This is a genomic window from Rhodococcus ruber, from assembly GCF_027270735.1.
GTDB classification, from domain to species: Bacteria; Actinomycetota; Actinomycetes; order Mycobacteriales; family Mycobacteriaceae; genus Rhodococcoides; species Rhodococcoides rubrum_A.
Map to the genome: position 1 here is coordinate 23,474 of NZ_JAPWIJ010000010.1, position 14,762 is coordinate 38,235.

General features: G+C 64.5%; 15 protein-coding genes and 1 riboswitch. Of the genes, 2 read left to right on the forward strand and 13 right to left on the reverse strand.

Annotated elements, in window-relative coordinates:
• Nucleotides 1-10 precede the first annotated feature (10 nt).
• Nucleotides 11-415 carry a hypothetical protein gene (locus O4220_RS21600; protein ID WP_269607545.1) on the reverse strand — a complete coding sequence of 135 codons (405 nt, stop codon included), beginning with the start codon at nt 413-415 and terminating at the stop codon, nt 11-13.
• A 246-nt stretch (nt 416-661) separates the two neighbouring features.
• Between O4220_RS21600 and O4220_RS21605 the strand changes: the two genes are divergently transcribed.
• Nucleotides 662-1,975 carry a D-alanyl-D-alanine carboxypeptidase family protein gene (locus O4220_RS21605; RefSeq protein WP_420030444.1) on the forward strand — a complete coding sequence of 438 codons (1,314 nt, stop codon included), beginning with the start codon at nt 662-664 and terminating at the stop codon, nt 1,973-1,975.
• A 34-nt stretch (nt 1,976-2,009) separates the two neighbouring features.
• On the opposite strand, the gene yhjD is transcribed toward O4220_RS21605, so the two are convergent.
• The 11 genes from yhjD to O4220_RS21660 form a co-directional block, all read right to left on the reverse strand.
• On the reverse strand, nt 2,010-3,029 hold the full coding sequence (gene yhjD / locus O4220_RS21610) for an inner membrane protein YhjD (RefSeq protein ID WP_269607546.1): 1,020 nt from the start codon (nt 3,027-3,029) through the stop codon (nt 2,010-2,012).
• An 84-nt stretch (nt 3,030-3,113) separates the two neighbouring features.
• A complete protein-coding gene (trpS, locus tag O4220_RS21615) occupies nt 3,114-4,154 on the reverse strand; it encodes a tryptophan--tRNA ligase (protein WP_269607547.1) in 1,041 nt (346 codons plus the stop codon).
• A gap of 41 nt (nt 4,155-4,195) precedes the next feature.
• Nucleotides 4,196-5,002 (reverse strand): exodeoxyribonuclease III, encoded by an 807-nt coding sequence (locus tag O4220_RS21620; RefSeq protein ID WP_269607548.1) that lies wholly within the window; start codon nt 5,000-5,002, stop codon nt 4,196-4,198.
• A gap of 71 nt (nt 5,003-5,073) precedes the next feature.
• A complete protein-coding gene (yidC, locus tag O4220_RS21625) occupies nt 5,074-5,976 on the reverse strand; it encodes a membrane protein insertase YidC (protein ID WP_269607549.1) in 903 nt (300 codons plus the stop codon).
• Between the two features lie 64 nt (nt 5,977-6,040).
• Nucleotides 6,041-6,364 (reverse strand): DUF6412 domain-containing protein, encoded by a 324-nt coding sequence (locus tag O4220_RS21630; RefSeq protein WP_269607550.1) that lies wholly within the window; start codon nt 6,362-6,364, stop codon nt 6,041-6,043.
• Entirely contained in the window at nt 6,361-7,674 is a 1,314-nt protein-coding gene (locus O4220_RS21635; protein ID WP_269607551.1) for a DUF6297 family protein, read from the reverse strand. Before O4220_RS21635 ends, O4220_RS21630 begins: the two co-directional genes overlap by 4 nt.
• A gap of 62 nt (nt 7,675-7,736) precedes the next feature.
• Nucleotides 7,737-8,363, reverse strand: a complete 627-nt coding sequence (locus O4220_RS21640) for an ABC transporter ATP-binding protein (protein WP_269607552.1) — start codon at nt 8,361-8,363, stop codon at nt 7,737-7,739.
• A gap of 58 nt (nt 8,364-8,421) precedes the next feature.
• On the reverse strand, nt 8,422-8,706 hold the full coding sequence (locus tag O4220_RS21645) for a DUF6412 domain-containing protein (RefSeq protein WP_269607553.1): 285 nt from the start codon (nt 8,704-8,706) through the stop codon (nt 8,422-8,424).
• A gap of 39 nt (nt 8,707-8,745) precedes the next feature.
• Nucleotides 8,746-10,176, reverse strand: coding sequence for a DUF4153 domain-containing protein (locus O4220_RS21650; RefSeq protein WP_269607554.1), 1,431 nt, complete (start codon nt 10,174-10,176; stop codon nt 8,746-8,748).
• Between the two features lie 87 nt (nt 10,177-10,263).
• Entirely contained in the window at nt 10,264-11,235 is a 972-nt protein-coding gene (locus tag O4220_RS21655) for a HAMP domain-containing sensor histidine kinase (RefSeq protein ID WP_269607717.1), read from the reverse strand.
• A complete protein-coding gene (locus O4220_RS21660) occupies nt 11,235-11,909 on the reverse strand; it encodes a response regulator transcription factor (protein WP_269607555.1) in 675 nt (224 codons plus the stop codon). The genes O4220_RS21655 and O4220_RS21660 overlap by 1 nt, the downstream gene beginning before the upstream one ends.
• Nucleotides 11,910-12,073: 164 nt before the next feature.
• On the opposite strand from O4220_RS21660, the gene O4220_RS21665 reads away from it, so the two are divergent.
• Nucleotides 12,074-13,129: an ABC transporter substrate-binding protein gene (locus O4220_RS21665; protein ID WP_269607556.1), complete on the forward strand. Its 1,056-nt coding sequence runs from the start codon at nt 12,074-12,076 to the stop codon at nt 13,127-13,129.
• 14 nt (nt 13,130-13,143) lie between these two features.
• Here the strand turns inward: O4220_RS21665 and O4220_RS21670 are convergent, their stop codons facing one another.
• On the reverse strand, nt 13,144-14,286 hold the full coding sequence (locus O4220_RS21670) for an MFS transporter (RefSeq protein ID WP_269607719.1): 1,143 nt from the start codon (nt 14,284-14,286) through the stop codon (nt 13,144-13,146).
• 352 nt (nt 14,287-14,638) lie between these two features.
• A riboswitch (SAM riboswitch) is annotated at nt 14,639-14,762 on the forward strand.

Below are 14,762 nucleotides of genomic sequence, written 5' to 3' on the forward strand. Positions count from 1 at the left end.
CTCCCGAGTCTCAGTCGTCGTTGTCGTCGTCCAGATCGTCCCAGTCGTCACGATCGTCACGATCGTCCAGGTCGTCGTTCAGATTGTCCCGGTCGTCGCGGTCGTCCAGATCATCGTTGCGGTCGTCGCGATCGTCGTCGTAGCGGTCGTCGTTGCGGTCGTCCATGTCGTCGTTGCGGTCGTCCCAGTCATCGTCGAAGCGGTCGTCCGGGATCTGCGCGGGTGTCGGCTGCTGTGCTGGGGCCGCCAACTGGACCGGAGCCGGATCGGCCGCCGGCAGTCGTTGTTCCACCGAGATCGAGGACGGTCGCTGCTGGGTGGGGTCGTCGTCGGCGATCGCGAGTGCGCCGACGCTACCGAGGGTGAGCACAACGGCTGCTGCGCCGACGATCGCGAACTTTCCTGGCACCTTCATAACTGCTCCTTCGATCCGGGTTCTGTGGGCCACCGTTTCGGTGCTGACTCAACGATCGCGGTCGAACGTGAGAAGCGAAGGAGCACAACATGAGCGAGTTCTCATACTGGCGGCAGAGCCCGCACCGTCGGCTGGACCGGCCGATTCAGCGGTGCACAGTGGTGTCGACCGCTACCGGACGCGCAGTAGCGGTTCGCCGGTGAGTCGTGGCGTCGACCGACTACGGAGCGCCTAGGGTGATTCGCGATGAAAAGGATCAGAAGTTCCATGGCTGCGTCGGCGATGGCGTTCACCCTCGTCGGTCTCGGGGCCGGACCGGCCCTGGCACAGCCTGCAACCGAGCCTCCGGTTCCGACGACGACGACACCGCCGTTCACGACGCCGGACACAGACGGCTGCCCGTACGCCGCGTCACCTCCCCCTGCGATCGACCTATCCGAGGTACCGGCCCCTGGAAGTACTGCACCGCAACCACTTCCGATCCCTGCCGACGCCGTCGGCGGCGAGCGCCTCGCCGAGTGCGGAGTGGTGTTGCCGGATGGCGCTCCCCCGCTACCCGCAGACATTTCGGCCACCGGGTTCGTGGTGGCGGACATGGACTCGGGTGCTGTTCTCGCGGCCAAAGATCCACACGGACGGTACCGCCCTGCCAGCACGATCAAGATCCTGCTGGCCCTCGTCGCACTGGACGAGTTGAACCTGAGCACGCAGATCACCGCAACCGCCGAGGATGCCGAAGCGGAGGGCAGCGCCGTCGGCATCGGCAAGAACGGCGTCTACACCAATTTGCAGCTGATGCAAGGGTTGGTCATGGCATCGGGAAACGATGCGGCGCACGCACTGTCGGCACAACTCGGCGGGGACGCGGCCACTGTCGACAAGATGAATGCCAAGGCCGCAGAGCTGGGCGCACTCGACACGCGTACCGCGACGCCGTCCGGTCTCGACGGGCCTGGGATGGCCAGCTCCGCGTACGATCTGGCCCTGATCTTCCGCGCGGCAATGCAGAATCCCACGTTTGCGCAACTGATTTCGACGCCGACCGTGCAGTTTCCGGGCTACCCGAAAGATCCTGCGATCCCGGAGGATCAGGACCGACCCGGCTTCGCACTCTCCAACGACAACCAGCTGCTCTACAACTACGAGGGTGCCCTTGGAGGAAAAACCGGATACACCGACGACGCCCGCCAGACCTTCGTCGCCGGGGCCGAGCGCAACGGGCGACGCCTCGTGGTGACGATCATGAAGGGCGATGTGCTGCCGATACGTCCGTGGGAGCAGGCGGCGCGATTGCTGGACTACGGGTTCGCCATGGATCCGAACAGCTCTGTCGGCGATCTCGTCGAACCGCAGTCGACATCGGCGGTGACGAGTACGCGCGCGAGCGAGGCGACGCCGACTCTTGCCGAGCCACCGGCGACGGCATCGGGGTCGGGCTCCCGCCAATCCGAGATGCAGGCCCAGGGCGACACCGTGGTCCGCCTCTCGATCGGTGTCATCGGCGCGATCGTGGTGATCGGGCTGTTGTGGGGCGCTCGACGGCTTTCACGCAACCGCTGATCAGGCCTTCGGTCCGTCCACCGTCGCGTGGCGTTCAGCGGCGCCGGTTACGCAGTCCCGCGAGTCCGACCGCGGCGAGTACACCCGCACCCACCAGTGCCAACCCGCCTGTGACGCCGGGACCTTCACTGACCTCGACCCTCGTGTTGATCACTGCCGGTTCCGGTGCCGGAACGTGGGCTTCTGCAAGGCTTTCGCGAGTGGTCGCGGCGAACGACGTGGAGAACAGCACCAGCCGTGAGGTCGTGAACACGAATACCAACAGACCGATGATGGGTCCGAACACGACGCCTGCAGGACCGCTGGTCACCGACGCCAGATAGAGGGCACCGAGTTGCTTGAAGATCTCGAACCCGATTGCGGCCAGCAGAGCACCCTTGGCTGCACTGCGCCACGACACCGGTTCGCGCGGCAGGCGTGAGATCACCCAGGTGAACAGGGCCCAGGTGCCCGCCAGCGCGAGGAGCACCGAAAATATACGCAGTGCAATTCCCACTCCCGGTACGGAGTCGAGATTCGCCCACTCGAGGATGCTGCGCATGACGCCGCCGCCGGCCAGAGCGGAGAGGCCGAGCGAGAGAACCAATGCGGTCCCGAGACCCAGCAACGCAGCGAAGTCCTTGGCCTTGGTCGCCAGGAAGCCACCCTGCTCGTGCTGGCTCTCCCACATGGCGGTCAGCGCTTCACGCAGGTTGGCGATCCACCCGAGACCGGCGTACAGAGCACCGAGCAAACCGATGATGCCGACACTCGCACGCGATTCGATGGCCGTCTCGATCAGAGAGCTGATCGTCTCCCCGAAGCTCCCCGGCACATTCTCCGCGATCTGAGACTGGATCTCGGCAAGCCAGTCGGGTTGGTTCACGAGCACGAAGCCGGCGATCGCAAAGGCGACCATCAGCAGCGGAAACAACGCCAGCACACTGAAATACGTCATACCGGCCGCGTAGTAGTCGCCCTTCTGACCCTGATAACGCTGCGCTGCAACGACGGTGTGATCGAGCCAGGGCCACCGGGCACGCCGGTCGTCGAGCATGGCCTTGAAATCGGGCATCGCGCTCACCTTCTCGCTGTCGTCGGCCGCTGTCGGATGGTGTCGCCGCATCGCTGCGCAACGAAACCCGGTGTGTCGTGGATGTTATGCGCCTGGAGGCAGGAAACCCACCCGGTCGTACACCTGAGCGAGCGTTCGACTCGCCACTTCTCTGGCTCGATCCGCCCCCGCCGAGAGGATGCGATCGAGTTCGGCCACGTCGGCCATGAACCCGTCCATCCGTTCACGCAGCGGAACGACGAACTCGGTGAGGACCTCGGCGGTGTCGGACTTGAGGTCTCCGTATCCCTTGCCCGCGTATCCGGCCACGAGATCCTCGATGCTCGTACCCGACAGAGCAGACTGGATGACCAGCAGATTACTGACCCCGGCTTTGTTCTCGGTATCGAACACGATGTCGCGCTCGTTGTCGGTCACCGCCGAGCGAATCTTCTTCGCCGACACCTTCGGATCGTCGAGAATATTGACGATGCCCGCCGGATTCGACGAGGACTTGCTCATCTTCGCGGTGGGATCCTGCAGATCGAATATCTTCGCAGTGCCCTTGATGATGTGTGCGTCGGGAACGACGAATGTCTTCTTGAACCTCGTGTTGAAGCGCTGCGCAAGATCACGAGTCAACTCCAGATGTTGACGCTGATCCTCGCCTACCGGAACCAGATTCGGACGGTAGAGCAGGATGTCGGCGGCTTGCAGAATCGGATAGGTGAACAGACCGACGCTGGTGTGATCGCGACCCTGCTTGGCAGACTTGTCCTTGAACTGCGTCATCCGCGCCGCTTCACCGAACCCGGTGATGCAATTGAGGACCCAAGCCAACTGCGCGTGCTCGGGCACCTGACTCTGCACGAACAGTGTCGACTTCTCCGGATCGATGCCCACCGCGAGCAGCTGAGCCGCGGCCACTCTGGTGCGCCGACGCAATTCCTTCGGATCCTGCGGAACGGTGATCGCATGCAGGTCCGGGATGAAGTAGAACGCGTCGAACTCGTCCTGCAACTCCACCCAGTTCCGCACCGCACCCAGGTAATTGCCGAGATGGAACGAATCGGCAGTCGGTTGGATGCCGGAGAGCACCCGCCGACGCGGACCCTGCGGAGTGTCGATGGAGTCGGGAGAAGACATGGTGCAATCTTTTCACGAACCGATCGACACCTGGCTTTTGCCTAGCGGTAGCGCACAGTCACCGGCGCGTGATCCGACCATCGCTGGTCGTAGGCCTCGGCACGCTCGGTGGTCGCTTCCTTGGCGCGCTCGGCCAGATCACTGGTAGCCAGTTGGTAGTCGATACGCCAACCCGCGTCGTTGTCGAACGCCTTCCCACGATACGACCACCAGCTGTACGGACCCTCGACCTCCGGGTGCAATGCCCGGACGACATCGGTCCACGGTGCCTTCTCGGCGAGCAACCGCGACACCCACTCACGTTCCTCCGGCAGAAACCCCGAGTTCTTGCGGTTCGTCTTCCACGCCTTCAAGTCGGCCTCGCTATGGGCGATATTCCAGTCGCCGCACACCACCACGTCCCGGTCGGCGGTCTTCGCTGCCTTGGCCGACTTGCTCAGGTACTTCGCGAACGCGGCCATGAAGCGCTCCTTCTCGTCCTGGCGGTCGGTACCCACCTCGCCCGACGGCAGGTACAGGCTCGCCACGGTGACATCTCCGAAATCGCCTTCGATGTAACGACCGGCATCGGCGAACTCGGCAGCGCCGATGCCGGTGCGAATCGCGTCGGGCGCTGCCTTGGACAGCAACGCCACGCCGTTGCGTCCCTTCGCCGACGGTTCGGCCGACGCAAGGTGCCATCCAGCATCGAGAGCCGAAGCCAGCGCCTTGGTCAGTTCCCCGTCGTTGGCACGGGTCTCCTGCAGGCAGATGACGTCGGCATCGGTGGCCTCCAGCCACGGCAGCATGCCCTTGCGAACAGCGGCGCGTATTCCGTTGACGTTGACTGTGGAAATTGTGATCGGCACGCCGACGACGGTAGCGGAGACCGCCGACAGACGGCGGGTCGCCTTCTGTCGGCGGTACCTCCCCGGGGTTGCTACCGACGCCTGGGCTTGGCACCGGGCTTCGGAGCGGTGACCACCGATGTCACCTCCGGCACTACCACCGGTTCACGATCGATCCGCCGGTAGACGATGTGCTGTTGGACGTATGTCCAGATGTTGTTGCTCACCCAGTAGAGCAGCACCGCGACCGGCAGCACCGGGCCGCCGACGAGCACCCCGGCCGGGAACACCCAGAGCGTGAGCTTGTTCATGATCGCCGTCTGCTGATCGGCACCTACCGTTGAATCCTGGCGGGCGATCGATGCGCGGGAGTTCAGATGGGTGGCAATTGCAGCGACGATCATCAACGGGACCGCAACGAACGCGATGCTCCATACCGACGGCACTCCCCCGAACGGACCGAACGCTTCGAGCACCTCCCGAGAGCTGTTGACAGCAGCAGAGATCGGCGCACCGAACAGCCGTGCGTCGAGAAAGGACTGCACATCGGCGGCGCTGAAGACGTAGTTCGCGGTGTTCGCATTCTCCTGCGCCGTCATACCGAGATGACCGAATCCGGTACCGGTTCGGTTGAACGAGCGCAGCACGTGAAGCAAGCCGATGAAGACGGGGCCCTGTGCAAGCAGCGGCAGACATCCCATCAAGGGATTGAATCCGTTTTCCTGCTGCAGCTTTCGCGTTTCGGTTGCCTGCCGGGCCCGGTCCCCGGAGTGCTTCTTCCGGACGGCCTCGAGTTGAGGCTTCAGCTTCTTCATGACGAGCTGTGAACGAATTTGGCCGACGAACGGCTTGATCAGAAGTGCCCGCAGTGTGAAGACCAGGAAGATCACTGCCAACGCCCAGGCGAAGCCGTTGTCGGGGCCGAGCACGGTCCCGAATACTCTGTGCCAGAACCACAGCACCGCGGAGACGGGATAGTAGACGAAATCGAGCATGGTGGAACACCTCACTGTGAGAGAAAGTCGGTCGGAAGGCGTCTCGACCGGATCTCGCAGTGACTCAGCAGAATACGAGCCACCGGTCCGGCCTCGAGACCGAACCGGGCGCTCTCGGCATGGGGCGGCCGGGAGTATCGGGATGCTCCTGCCTACGGAAGGATCCTCGAAGACGTCGGCCGTCCGCAGCTTCGGCCCACGTCGACCGAGGTGCGACCGCCCCAGGATCGACGGGTGCGCCGAAGTGCAGCAGTGATGCGGCTACCAACGCGCCGAACATCGCGATCTGGGCGGCGGGTTGCGCGTCGACAACGGTGAAGACGACGAGCAAGACGGCAATGATGCCGAGAACGGTCACCACGGCGCGACCCGTGCGGGAGCCGTTCATCCGACGGCCACCGCGATCTGCACCGCCGCATACGCGAACACGACGAGTGGGCCGCGAAGCATTTGCCGCAGCATGTCCACCGGAACCTGCCCCATCGGCGTCTCGAGAATGAGACCCCCGTACTCGAGTGGTGGTCGCGACGCGGATCGGTACAGAGCAGCGAGCGCCACGAACGGGATGGGTAGCACTGCCCAGAGCGATGCGCCGAACACCACCGGTGCGCACGCGGCGAAGACTGCGAGGACTCCGGCTGCAGGCACGACCAGATGCGCTGAGCGCAGACTGCGATCAGACCCTCCGAATGCAGCACGAAAAGCACTGGACGAGTTGATATCTCGTAGGCCACGACCGAACGCAATTCCGACTGCGCAGCACGCCAGCAGCACTGCGAGTGGACGCAGGGGCAGAGCGAACACCGCTGTACAGAGATAGACCACGATGATCACCGCAACCAGAGTGGATACCGTGCTCCGATCCCGCAGGACGCGCCGAGCATCCGCGTCGACGAACATTCGCCAGCGTGAACCCGAAAACGACCGAGACCGCACCAGACCCACCCGACGCCAGGTACGCACCTCCATCTCGGCAGAGACGAACGACGAATCCATCGTCGTCGTCGCGACCGACAGTGAGGTAGCGAGCCCCGAACCACGTTCCAGCGCAGCCCGATTCAACCGTCGAACACGACGACGCCCAACCGACACGATCGCGATACCGGATACGACCGCGATCGCCGCCGCCCACACGACCGATGATGCAGGAAGAACCGGTGCGTAGATGAGGGACACCGAAGAGCCGAGGACCCCCACGCAAACCAGAACGACAGAGAACGTCCGGTACCACCGGTCTCCGAGCCGCGACGCCTGCGCGCATACTCCCCAGCCGACGACGCTCGCACCTGCTGCTGCCCCCATTCCGCCGAACCACCACCAACTGTGGGCTGCAGGCCCGACCAGTGTCGATCCTCGTGCGATCAGAACACCAAGACCGCCTCCGCAGGCTGTCGACACCCAGTAGCGCGGAGCAAGTACGGCCGATTGATCGAGTGGGGTCGAGTGAATCCAGAACCGTTCCGCGGAGTTCACCACGACGGGCCCCAGCGCCCGCACCGCGACCATGAGCAGGCCGAAAGCTGCGATCGCGAGCCCCACCACGAACGGAGTATCGACCGTACGTACGAGTCCGGCGACCGACTCGCCGGACCGGAGGGCGCCGGGGTCGATGCGTCCGAGGACGTGCCACAGCAGTCCCGTTGCCACGAACACCGGTAGTCCCCAGACTGCGAGGACGGTGCCGATGTCGGTTGGCATCCGCGCGCGTTTCCACTCACGAATCCGGCCACGGACGACGCGCGCAGAAGGTAGGGCCGTCGTCACTGTCGCCACCGGTCACCGTCCATGCACGTGTCGGCCACCTGCTCGACGAGATCCGGGTCGTGAGATGCCATCAGGACGATGCGCCCGGCCTGCTTCTCGTGCTCGATGGCCTGAGCCAACCAACGCTTGCCCGCGGCGTCCAACCGTTGCTCGGGTTCGTCGAGCACCAACACGTCTCGGGGTCGCACGAAAGCCGAACCCAATGCGAGCCTTCGCTTCTGACCGCTGGACAAGGTGACGGGTAGCTGATCGACGACGTGCCCGAGCCCCAGTCCCTCGATCACCCGTTCGGCTGCACTCGGAGGGTCGGCCACTCCGTGGGCCGCAGCGACGAGTTGAAGGTGTTCGGTCACCGACAGGTGCGGAAAGGTCCCCGGATCGTCCAGTATCGACGCCATGCGCGCGCGGAAATCGGGCGCTGTCTCGTCGACAGGCTCTCCGAACAGTGTGATGGTTCCGGAATCGAGTTCGTCGGCTCCGACGACGCATCTCAGCAGAGTTGTCTTTCCGGCTCCGTTGGCACCGACGAGGGCACAGACCGACCCCTCCGACACGGCGAAGTTGACATCGCTGAAAACGGTCAGCGAACCGAAACGCTTGGTGGCGTCGGCGATCACGAGCATGGTGGTTCTCCCTGGCAACCTTGCGACTACGGACGCGAAGGCGTGGGGGAACTCGAAACTAGAGTGCCCCCACCAGGGCACCGGGTGCTCGTGGCTGCGGACGGCCCGGGGCATCCGGGCGGTGTTGACGCCGGAACGCGCCTCGTAGGTGACGTTCCTCGGCGGTGGGGCCTACATTCGGCAGCCGGCGCAGGAGTGTCAGAACATCGACGCGGTGCGCGAGCACCATCAGGACCGTCAGTGCCGCAACGAGAACGAGAGCAACGTCCGTGGTTCCGGCGGGCGTCGTCAGCAGCAGCGACAGAAGAAGCAGCGAGGTGACGACGAAGTTCTGGTATCCCATCTCGCACCTCCCTGGTGTGCCGCTGATCCGAGTCGTTGCTCAGGGTACAGATACCGACGGGTCTGTGCACCACTGCCACGTGTTGCCCGCTCGCACCACGCCGCGGCCGTGCACACACGCTCGCATGAAATCGGGCAATCGATCGAGTTCCGCGTCGGCGTCGGACGACAACCCACCCAGGTAGAAAACATCGACACGTCCGGTCTGCTCGAATCGCTCCACGTTGTGACGCGCGATGTACGCATCGGGATTCAGCGCAGCCAAGGCGAGCACGGTGAGTACCGCCCCGACACCGACTGCTCGTGGAATCCAGCGACCCGACATCCGCACACCAGCGGCGAGCAGGAGCACGAACACCGATCCCAGCCACCACTCGACAGCCGTGACGAACAACCTCGGAGTGGTGTACCCGTACTGCTCCTCGTACAACGACATTCGATGCAGCGCCGACGCCACGATCACCATGGACAAGACACACAGCGCGCCCAACAGGGCACGCAACGCAATCCGGTCGCGTCGGGCGGTGCGCTCGGCCTTGGTCACGGTGGCCGCGATGACGAGCAATGTCAGCACCGTCACCGCGAGCAATTGCCAGAACCCCTGCCGCGCGTACTCGGCGTTGGTCAGACCTTCTGTCGTCAGAACGTGCCCCTGGCCGCCGAACAGCGTCGGCACCTGGAACCCGACGAACACGACGAACAGCGCCACCACCGCCCCCAGGGGAACCATCCACTCCCACAACCGCAGTGTGCGACGCGGCGACGGTGCGAGGCGATCGAACCGAGGCGGATGCAGTGCAACGTACGCCACGGCCAGCGCACCTGCTGCGGTGAACACGAAGACGAGGGTGCGTCCGACGATCGATGCGGCATCGAACTCGGGCGTCACCGCGCCCAGTGCATCCGCGAAACGCTTGTCGGCCGCACCGAACAACGCCGCGAACACGACGCAGAGCGCCACAGTCACAACGGCCACCATGCCGATGCGCACCGGCCGCGGCCCCTCCAGATCGATCGAACCGGCTCCGCGCCGGGTCCACCGAGCCACGCGCACCGGCAGAAACAACGGCAGGAGAGCGCCGAGTGCAATTCCCGTCCACGTCCAGGCACGGGAGAGCACCACCACTCCGACCACGATGGCAAGCGTCGTCGACATCGTCACGATCCACTCGGCCGCTCGCAGTACAGACACGCTCGCCAGTGCCAGCACTCCTGCCACACCGGCCCATTCCCACCGCGATAGCCTGCCGCTGCGCGCTGCGAGCACAACCACCACGAAGGTCACGGCAGTGATCAGCACACCGAACGTGTTGTCCACCAACGTCACTGCACCGATCAGTCCGGCCAGAGCCGACCCGACGAGCGCCGCACGAGGTGGCTGCGAATACCGCAACACCGGCCAGGTGCGCGGTCCCCAGGGAAAGCGCCCGTGCTTCGTTCTCGGATGAATCGGAATGTCGATCGTGCTCATGGCTCTTCCTTTTCTGTGTTTCGGGCATGGAAGGTCGGCGGCTGCACTCCGGAGACGAGCAGTCGCGGTTCGGATGGATCGAGAAAATCAGTGCTCGGGGATGGACACTCTGATGTGGCAGCCGAATTCGCTGTCGAGGACTTCGATGGTTCCGCCGTGCAGTTCGGTGGCCCAGCGGGCGATGCCGAGGCCGAGACCTGTTCCGCCGTCGGTGGATCCGCCGCGAGTGAATCGGTCGAACACCGCATGGCGATCGGCGAGCGCAATGCCTGGGCCCTGGTCGACGACGTCGAATGCATACGCTCCACCGATTCGATGGGCTCGCAGCGTCACTGTGCTCGAATGGGGGGAATGCCGCACGGCGTTGTCGACGAGGTTGGTGATCACCTGCGTCATGCGAGATCGGTCGGCCACGACGGTCGAATCGCCGGGCGAGACAACGATCGACACTCGTTCGCGGTGAACGGAGGTCGCATCCTCGAGGAATTGCCGCACCGCGAACTCCTCCGGGGCAATGGTGAGGACACCGCCCTCCACGCGCGACAGGTCGAGCAGTTCGCTGACCAGATCACCGAGTCTCTCGGTCTGGCTCAGCGCCACCGACAGCGTTTCGGGATTCGCGTCGGTCACCCCGTCGACCATGTTCTCGAGCACGGCCCGCAGGGCGGCGATGGGCGTCTTCAACTCGTGCGAGACGTTGCCGATCAATTCACGGCGATACTTTTCTGCGGCTTCCAGATCGTCTGCCATGGTGTTGAACGCGGTGGCGAGCTCTCCCACCTCGTCCCGCGAGGTGGCCCGCACGCGTGTCGAGTAGTCGCCACGCGCCATCGCCTTGGCCGCCCAGGTCATCTCGCGCAGCGGTGACGTCATTCCGTGAGCGACGAATTGTGTTGCAGCCAAGGAGACCACGAGCGCCGCGAGCAATGTGTAGCGAAATTGCCAGCCCGCTCCGATCCAGAAGACGACACTGGCCAACACCAACACAGTTCCTACGACGAACGAGACCTTCAGCTTGAACGAGCGCAAGGGATCCAACGGGCGCGGCAGCATCCGCATCATCGCGGCGACTCCACGGCATACCCGACACCGTGCACGGTTCGGATGAGATCGCCACCGAGCTTGCGGCGCAATGCTTTCACATGAGAGTCGACGGTTCGGCTGCTCGCGGAATCGTCCCAGCCCCACAACTGCGACAGCAGAGTCTCTCGAGAGACAGCGGTACGGGGACGAGCAGCGAGATACGCCAGGATGTCGAATTCCGTTCTGGTCAAATGGATGTCGCCGGAGTCGTTGGACACCCGTCGTTCACGGTGATCGATCTGCAAGTCGCCGATTCGGACGGAGTGGGATTCGACGGTGGCCGATCGCTCGGCGCGGCGAATCAGCGCGTGCACGCGAGCGACCAATTCCCGCATACTGAACGGCTTACCCAGGTAGTCGTCCGCGCCGACACCGAGGCCGACGAGCATGTCGGTCTCGTCGGACTTGGCCGTCAGCATCAACACCGGCACCGGCCGGGACGCTTGAATTCGGCGGCACACCTCGAGCCCGTCGAAACCGGGCAGCATCAGGTCGAGAACCACGAGGTCGGGATCGAATCGTGCACAGGCCTCGACAGCGGCGGGGCCATCGGCTGCGGTGACGACCTGGTACCCCTCGCCGCGGAGCCGCGCTGCTACGGCGTCGGAGATCGTGGGCTCGTCGTCCACGACGAGAACTGTGCGGCTCATGAGAACTGACCCTAGAGGGCACACAAGGAGGAGCCCGTCGGGAAATGTGGAGGTTCGGTGAAGGTTGGAGCCGGACCGTCGGGTCGCCGCGAACTCGACTTTACGTTCAATTTAGGGTCGGCTACCCTTCCGTTTGTTAGCCAACCCTTCCGAAAGGCGTCTCGATGCACACCCGACCACTACGCACGACTCTGGCGGTGTGCGCGATAGCGCTGACCACCGCGGGGCTACTCAGCGCATGCTCGAACTCGAATGACGAGGCGTCGCCTGCCTCGGGAACGGGCACGGGCGCCACGGCAGGCTCGTCTGCATTTCCGGTCACGATCGAGCACGCGTTCGGTGAGACCGTCGTTCCGACGGAACCGACTCGCATCGTGGTGGCGGGGTACACCGAGCAGGACACCGTTCTGGCACTCGGCGTCATACCCGTCGGCGTCACCGAGTGGTACGGCGAACAGCCCTACGCAACCTGGCCCTGGGCCCAGGCAGCGCTCGGTGACGCGCAGCCCGAGGTTCTCTCGAACGACGATGGATTCGAGACAGAGAAGATCGCCGCACTCGAGCCCGATCTCATCATCGCCACCAATGCAGGCCTGACGGCGGACACGTACAACACGCTCAGCGATATCGCACCCACGCTCGCGCAGTCCGACGCGTCGACCGCCTACTTCGAGCCGTGGGACGTGCAGGCAGAGAAGATCGGACGCGCACTGGGGCAGAAGACCGAGGTCGATGCGTTGATCGACGGCGTGAACCAGAAGTTCGCCGACGCCGCTGCCGCACACCCGGAGTTCGCCGGCAAGAAGGCGATCTTCTTGCAGAACGCGTTCTACGAGGGCAAGGCGATTGCGTACCAGGACGGACTGAGCACCGACTTTCTCACCAAGCTCGGCTTCGCGATCCCCGACGATATCGACGCGTACGTTCCGGCCGACGGTAGCGCTCAGGCCAGTATTCCGCTGGAGAACCTGTCTGTACTCAACACCGCCGACGTGTTGATCTGGGGAACCGAAGGGCCCGGTGACCGCACCCAATTGGAGAAAGAAGCGGTGTACAACGCGCTGGAGCCGGTGCAGAACGGCAATCTGGTCTTCACCGATGGGGTGACGGCCGGGGCGATCTACTTCACCAGTGTGCTGAGCCTGCCGTACGTGATCGACAAGCTGACCCCGGCGCTGACCGAAGCACTCGACGGAACTGCAGCGACGATCACCGGCTGACAGGACCGGGCCGCCTACTTCGCGGCCGCGCGCTTGTCCATCCACATGGCGGTGGCCAACACACCGAGACCGGCCACCGCCAGGCCCGAGCCGACGGCGGCGGGTGCCGTGTAGCCGAATCCGGCGGCGATCACGGCACCGCCGACTGCGGCTCCGATTGCATTGGCCAGGTTGAATGCGGCGTGATTCAGCGATGCGGCCAGCGTCTGGGCGTCTTCGGCCACGTCCATCAATCTCGTTTGCAGCCCGGGAACCACCGAGGAGCCGGACGCGCCGATCAGGAACACCAGAAGCAGAGCGGTGACCGGATTGTGGGCCGCTGCCACGAACATCGCCAAGAACACTGCAGTTGCAGCCAGACCGACGAAGGTGCCCTTGAGCTGGTATCGGTCGGCCAGCCAGCCGCCCGCGTAGTTGCCCGCAACCATCCCGAGGCCATAGATCATCAGGGCGACCGGTACGAGCGCGCGAGCAAGGCCGGCGACATCGGTCAGCGTGGACGCGATGTAGGTATACACCGCGAACATGCCACCGAATCCGACGATGCCCACGAACAGGGTCATCCACACCTGACTGCGGCGCAGTGCACCGAGCTCGGTGATGGGGCTGGTGGTCGGCATGGCGTCGAGGCGCGGCATCCACACAGCGAGCGCTGCGACGGTGAGGGCACCGATGACCGCCACGAGAGCGAACGCACTGCGCCAACCGAGCGCCTGCCCGATCCAGGTTGCCACCGGTACGCCGACGACGTTGGCGACCGAGAGACCCATCATCACCATCGCCACGGCTTTGGCCCGTTTACCCGGTTCGGCGAGGTGGGCAGCCACCAGCGCGGCCACTCCGAAGTACGCACCGTGCGGCAGGCCCGCGACGAATCGCGAGGCAACGAGCTCGTTGAAACTGGGTGCGAACACCGTTCCGAGGTTGCCCAGCGTGAAAGCGACCATCAACACCAGCAGCAGCATCCGCCGGGGAACGCGTGCAGCCAGAGCAGCGATGGTCGGCGCGCCGACCACGACACCGAGCGCGTAGGCAGAGATCATGTGGCCCGCGGAGGGCTCGGAGATCCCCATCGTGGTGGCGATGTCCGGCAGCAAGCCCATCGACGCGAATTCCGTGGTACCGATACCGAAGCCGCCGATGGACAGGGCCAACATGGCGAGCTTGCGACGGGTCGAGTGCGGTCGATGACTGACACTCAGACCACTCGACACCTTGCCGCGCACAGCGCTGACTCGGGCAAGAGCGGAATCGGTGACAGTCACAGCGGTACTACCTTCGTTTCGATCGGGTGAGTGAGCAACAAGAACGGCGACTGTGCCGAATCGATTCAGAACAGCGCAACCGAGTAAGAGAACAGCCAGCCCGTTCATTGTCTTCCCTCGGGCAAGTAGTTTTCGAGTCGCAGCGCGGTGATTGTCCTCACCCGAGCATCTGCTCGAGCCCCACCGGCCGGCGCACCGAGCCCTTGTTCCTGTGACACGTCCGCACCCGCTAAGATCTTCGCCAGGTCATGAGTGCCAGCATCGAGCCCCGGCTTGCTGGCCGGCAACCCTCCAACCGCGGTGGGGTGCCCCGGGTGAACGACCGGGCCGATCCGGCACGCCGAGTGCCGAATCGACAAGCGCGGGTC

What these genes read in the sequence shown, in the direction of transcription:
- O4220_RS21655 (WP_269607717.1), bottom strand. Translation starts at nt 11,235, where the DNA reads ATGCGGATGCTGCCGCGCCCGTTGGATCCCTTGCGCTCGTTCAAGCTG.
- trpS (WP_269607547.1), bottom strand. Translation starts at nt 4,154, where the DNA reads ATGTCTTCTCCCGACTCCATCGACACTCCGCAGGGTCCGCGTCGGCGG.
- O4220_RS21665 (WP_269607556.1), top strand. Translation starts at nt 12,074, where the DNA reads ATGCACACCCGACCACTACGCACGACTCTGGCGGTGTGCGCGATAGCG.
- O4220_RS21670 (WP_269607719.1), bottom strand. Translation starts at nt 14,286, where the DNA reads ATGTTGGCCCTGTCCATCGGCGGCTTCGGTATCGGTACCACGGAATTC.
- yidC (WP_269607549.1), bottom strand. Translation starts at nt 5,976, where the DNA reads ATGCTCGATTTCGTCTACTATCCCGTCTCCGCGGTGCTGTGGTTCTGG.
- O4220_RS21640 (WP_269607552.1), bottom strand. Translation starts at nt 8,363, where the DNA reads ATGCTCGTGATCGCCGACGCCACCAAGCGTTTCGGTTCGCTGACCGTT.
- yhjD (WP_269607546.1), bottom strand. Translation starts at nt 3,029, where the DNA reads ATGCCCGATTTCAAGGCCATGCTCGACGACCGGCGTGCCCGGTGGCCC.
- O4220_RS21645 (WP_269607553.1), bottom strand. Translation starts at nt 8,706, where the DNA reads ATGGGATACCAGAACTTCGTCGTCACCTCGCTGCTTCTTCTGTCGCTG.
- O4220_RS21630 (WP_269607550.1), bottom strand. Translation starts at nt 6,364, where the DNA reads ATGAACGGCTCCCGCACGGGTCGCGCCGTGGTGACCGTTCTCGGCATC.
- O4220_RS21660 (WP_269607555.1), bottom strand. Translation starts at nt 11,909, where the DNA reads ATGAGCCGCACAGTTCTCGTCGTGGACGACGAGCCCACGATCTCCGAC.
- O4220_RS21635 (WP_269607551.1), bottom strand. Translation starts at nt 7,674, where the DNA reads ATGCCAACCGACATCGGCACCGTCCTCGCAGTCTGGGGACTACCGGTG.
- O4220_RS21605 (WP_420030444.1), top strand. Translation starts at nt 662, where the DNA reads ATGAAAAGGATCAGAAGTTCCATGGCTGCGTCGGCGATGGCGTTCACC.
- O4220_RS21650 (WP_269607554.1), bottom strand. Translation starts at nt 10,176, where the DNA reads ATGAGCACGATCGACATTCCGATTCATCCGAGAACGAAGCACGGGCGC.
- O4220_RS21600 (WP_269607545.1), bottom strand. Translation starts at nt 415, where the DNA reads ATGAAGGTGCCAGGAAAGTTCGCGATCGTCGGCGCAGCAGCCGTTGTG.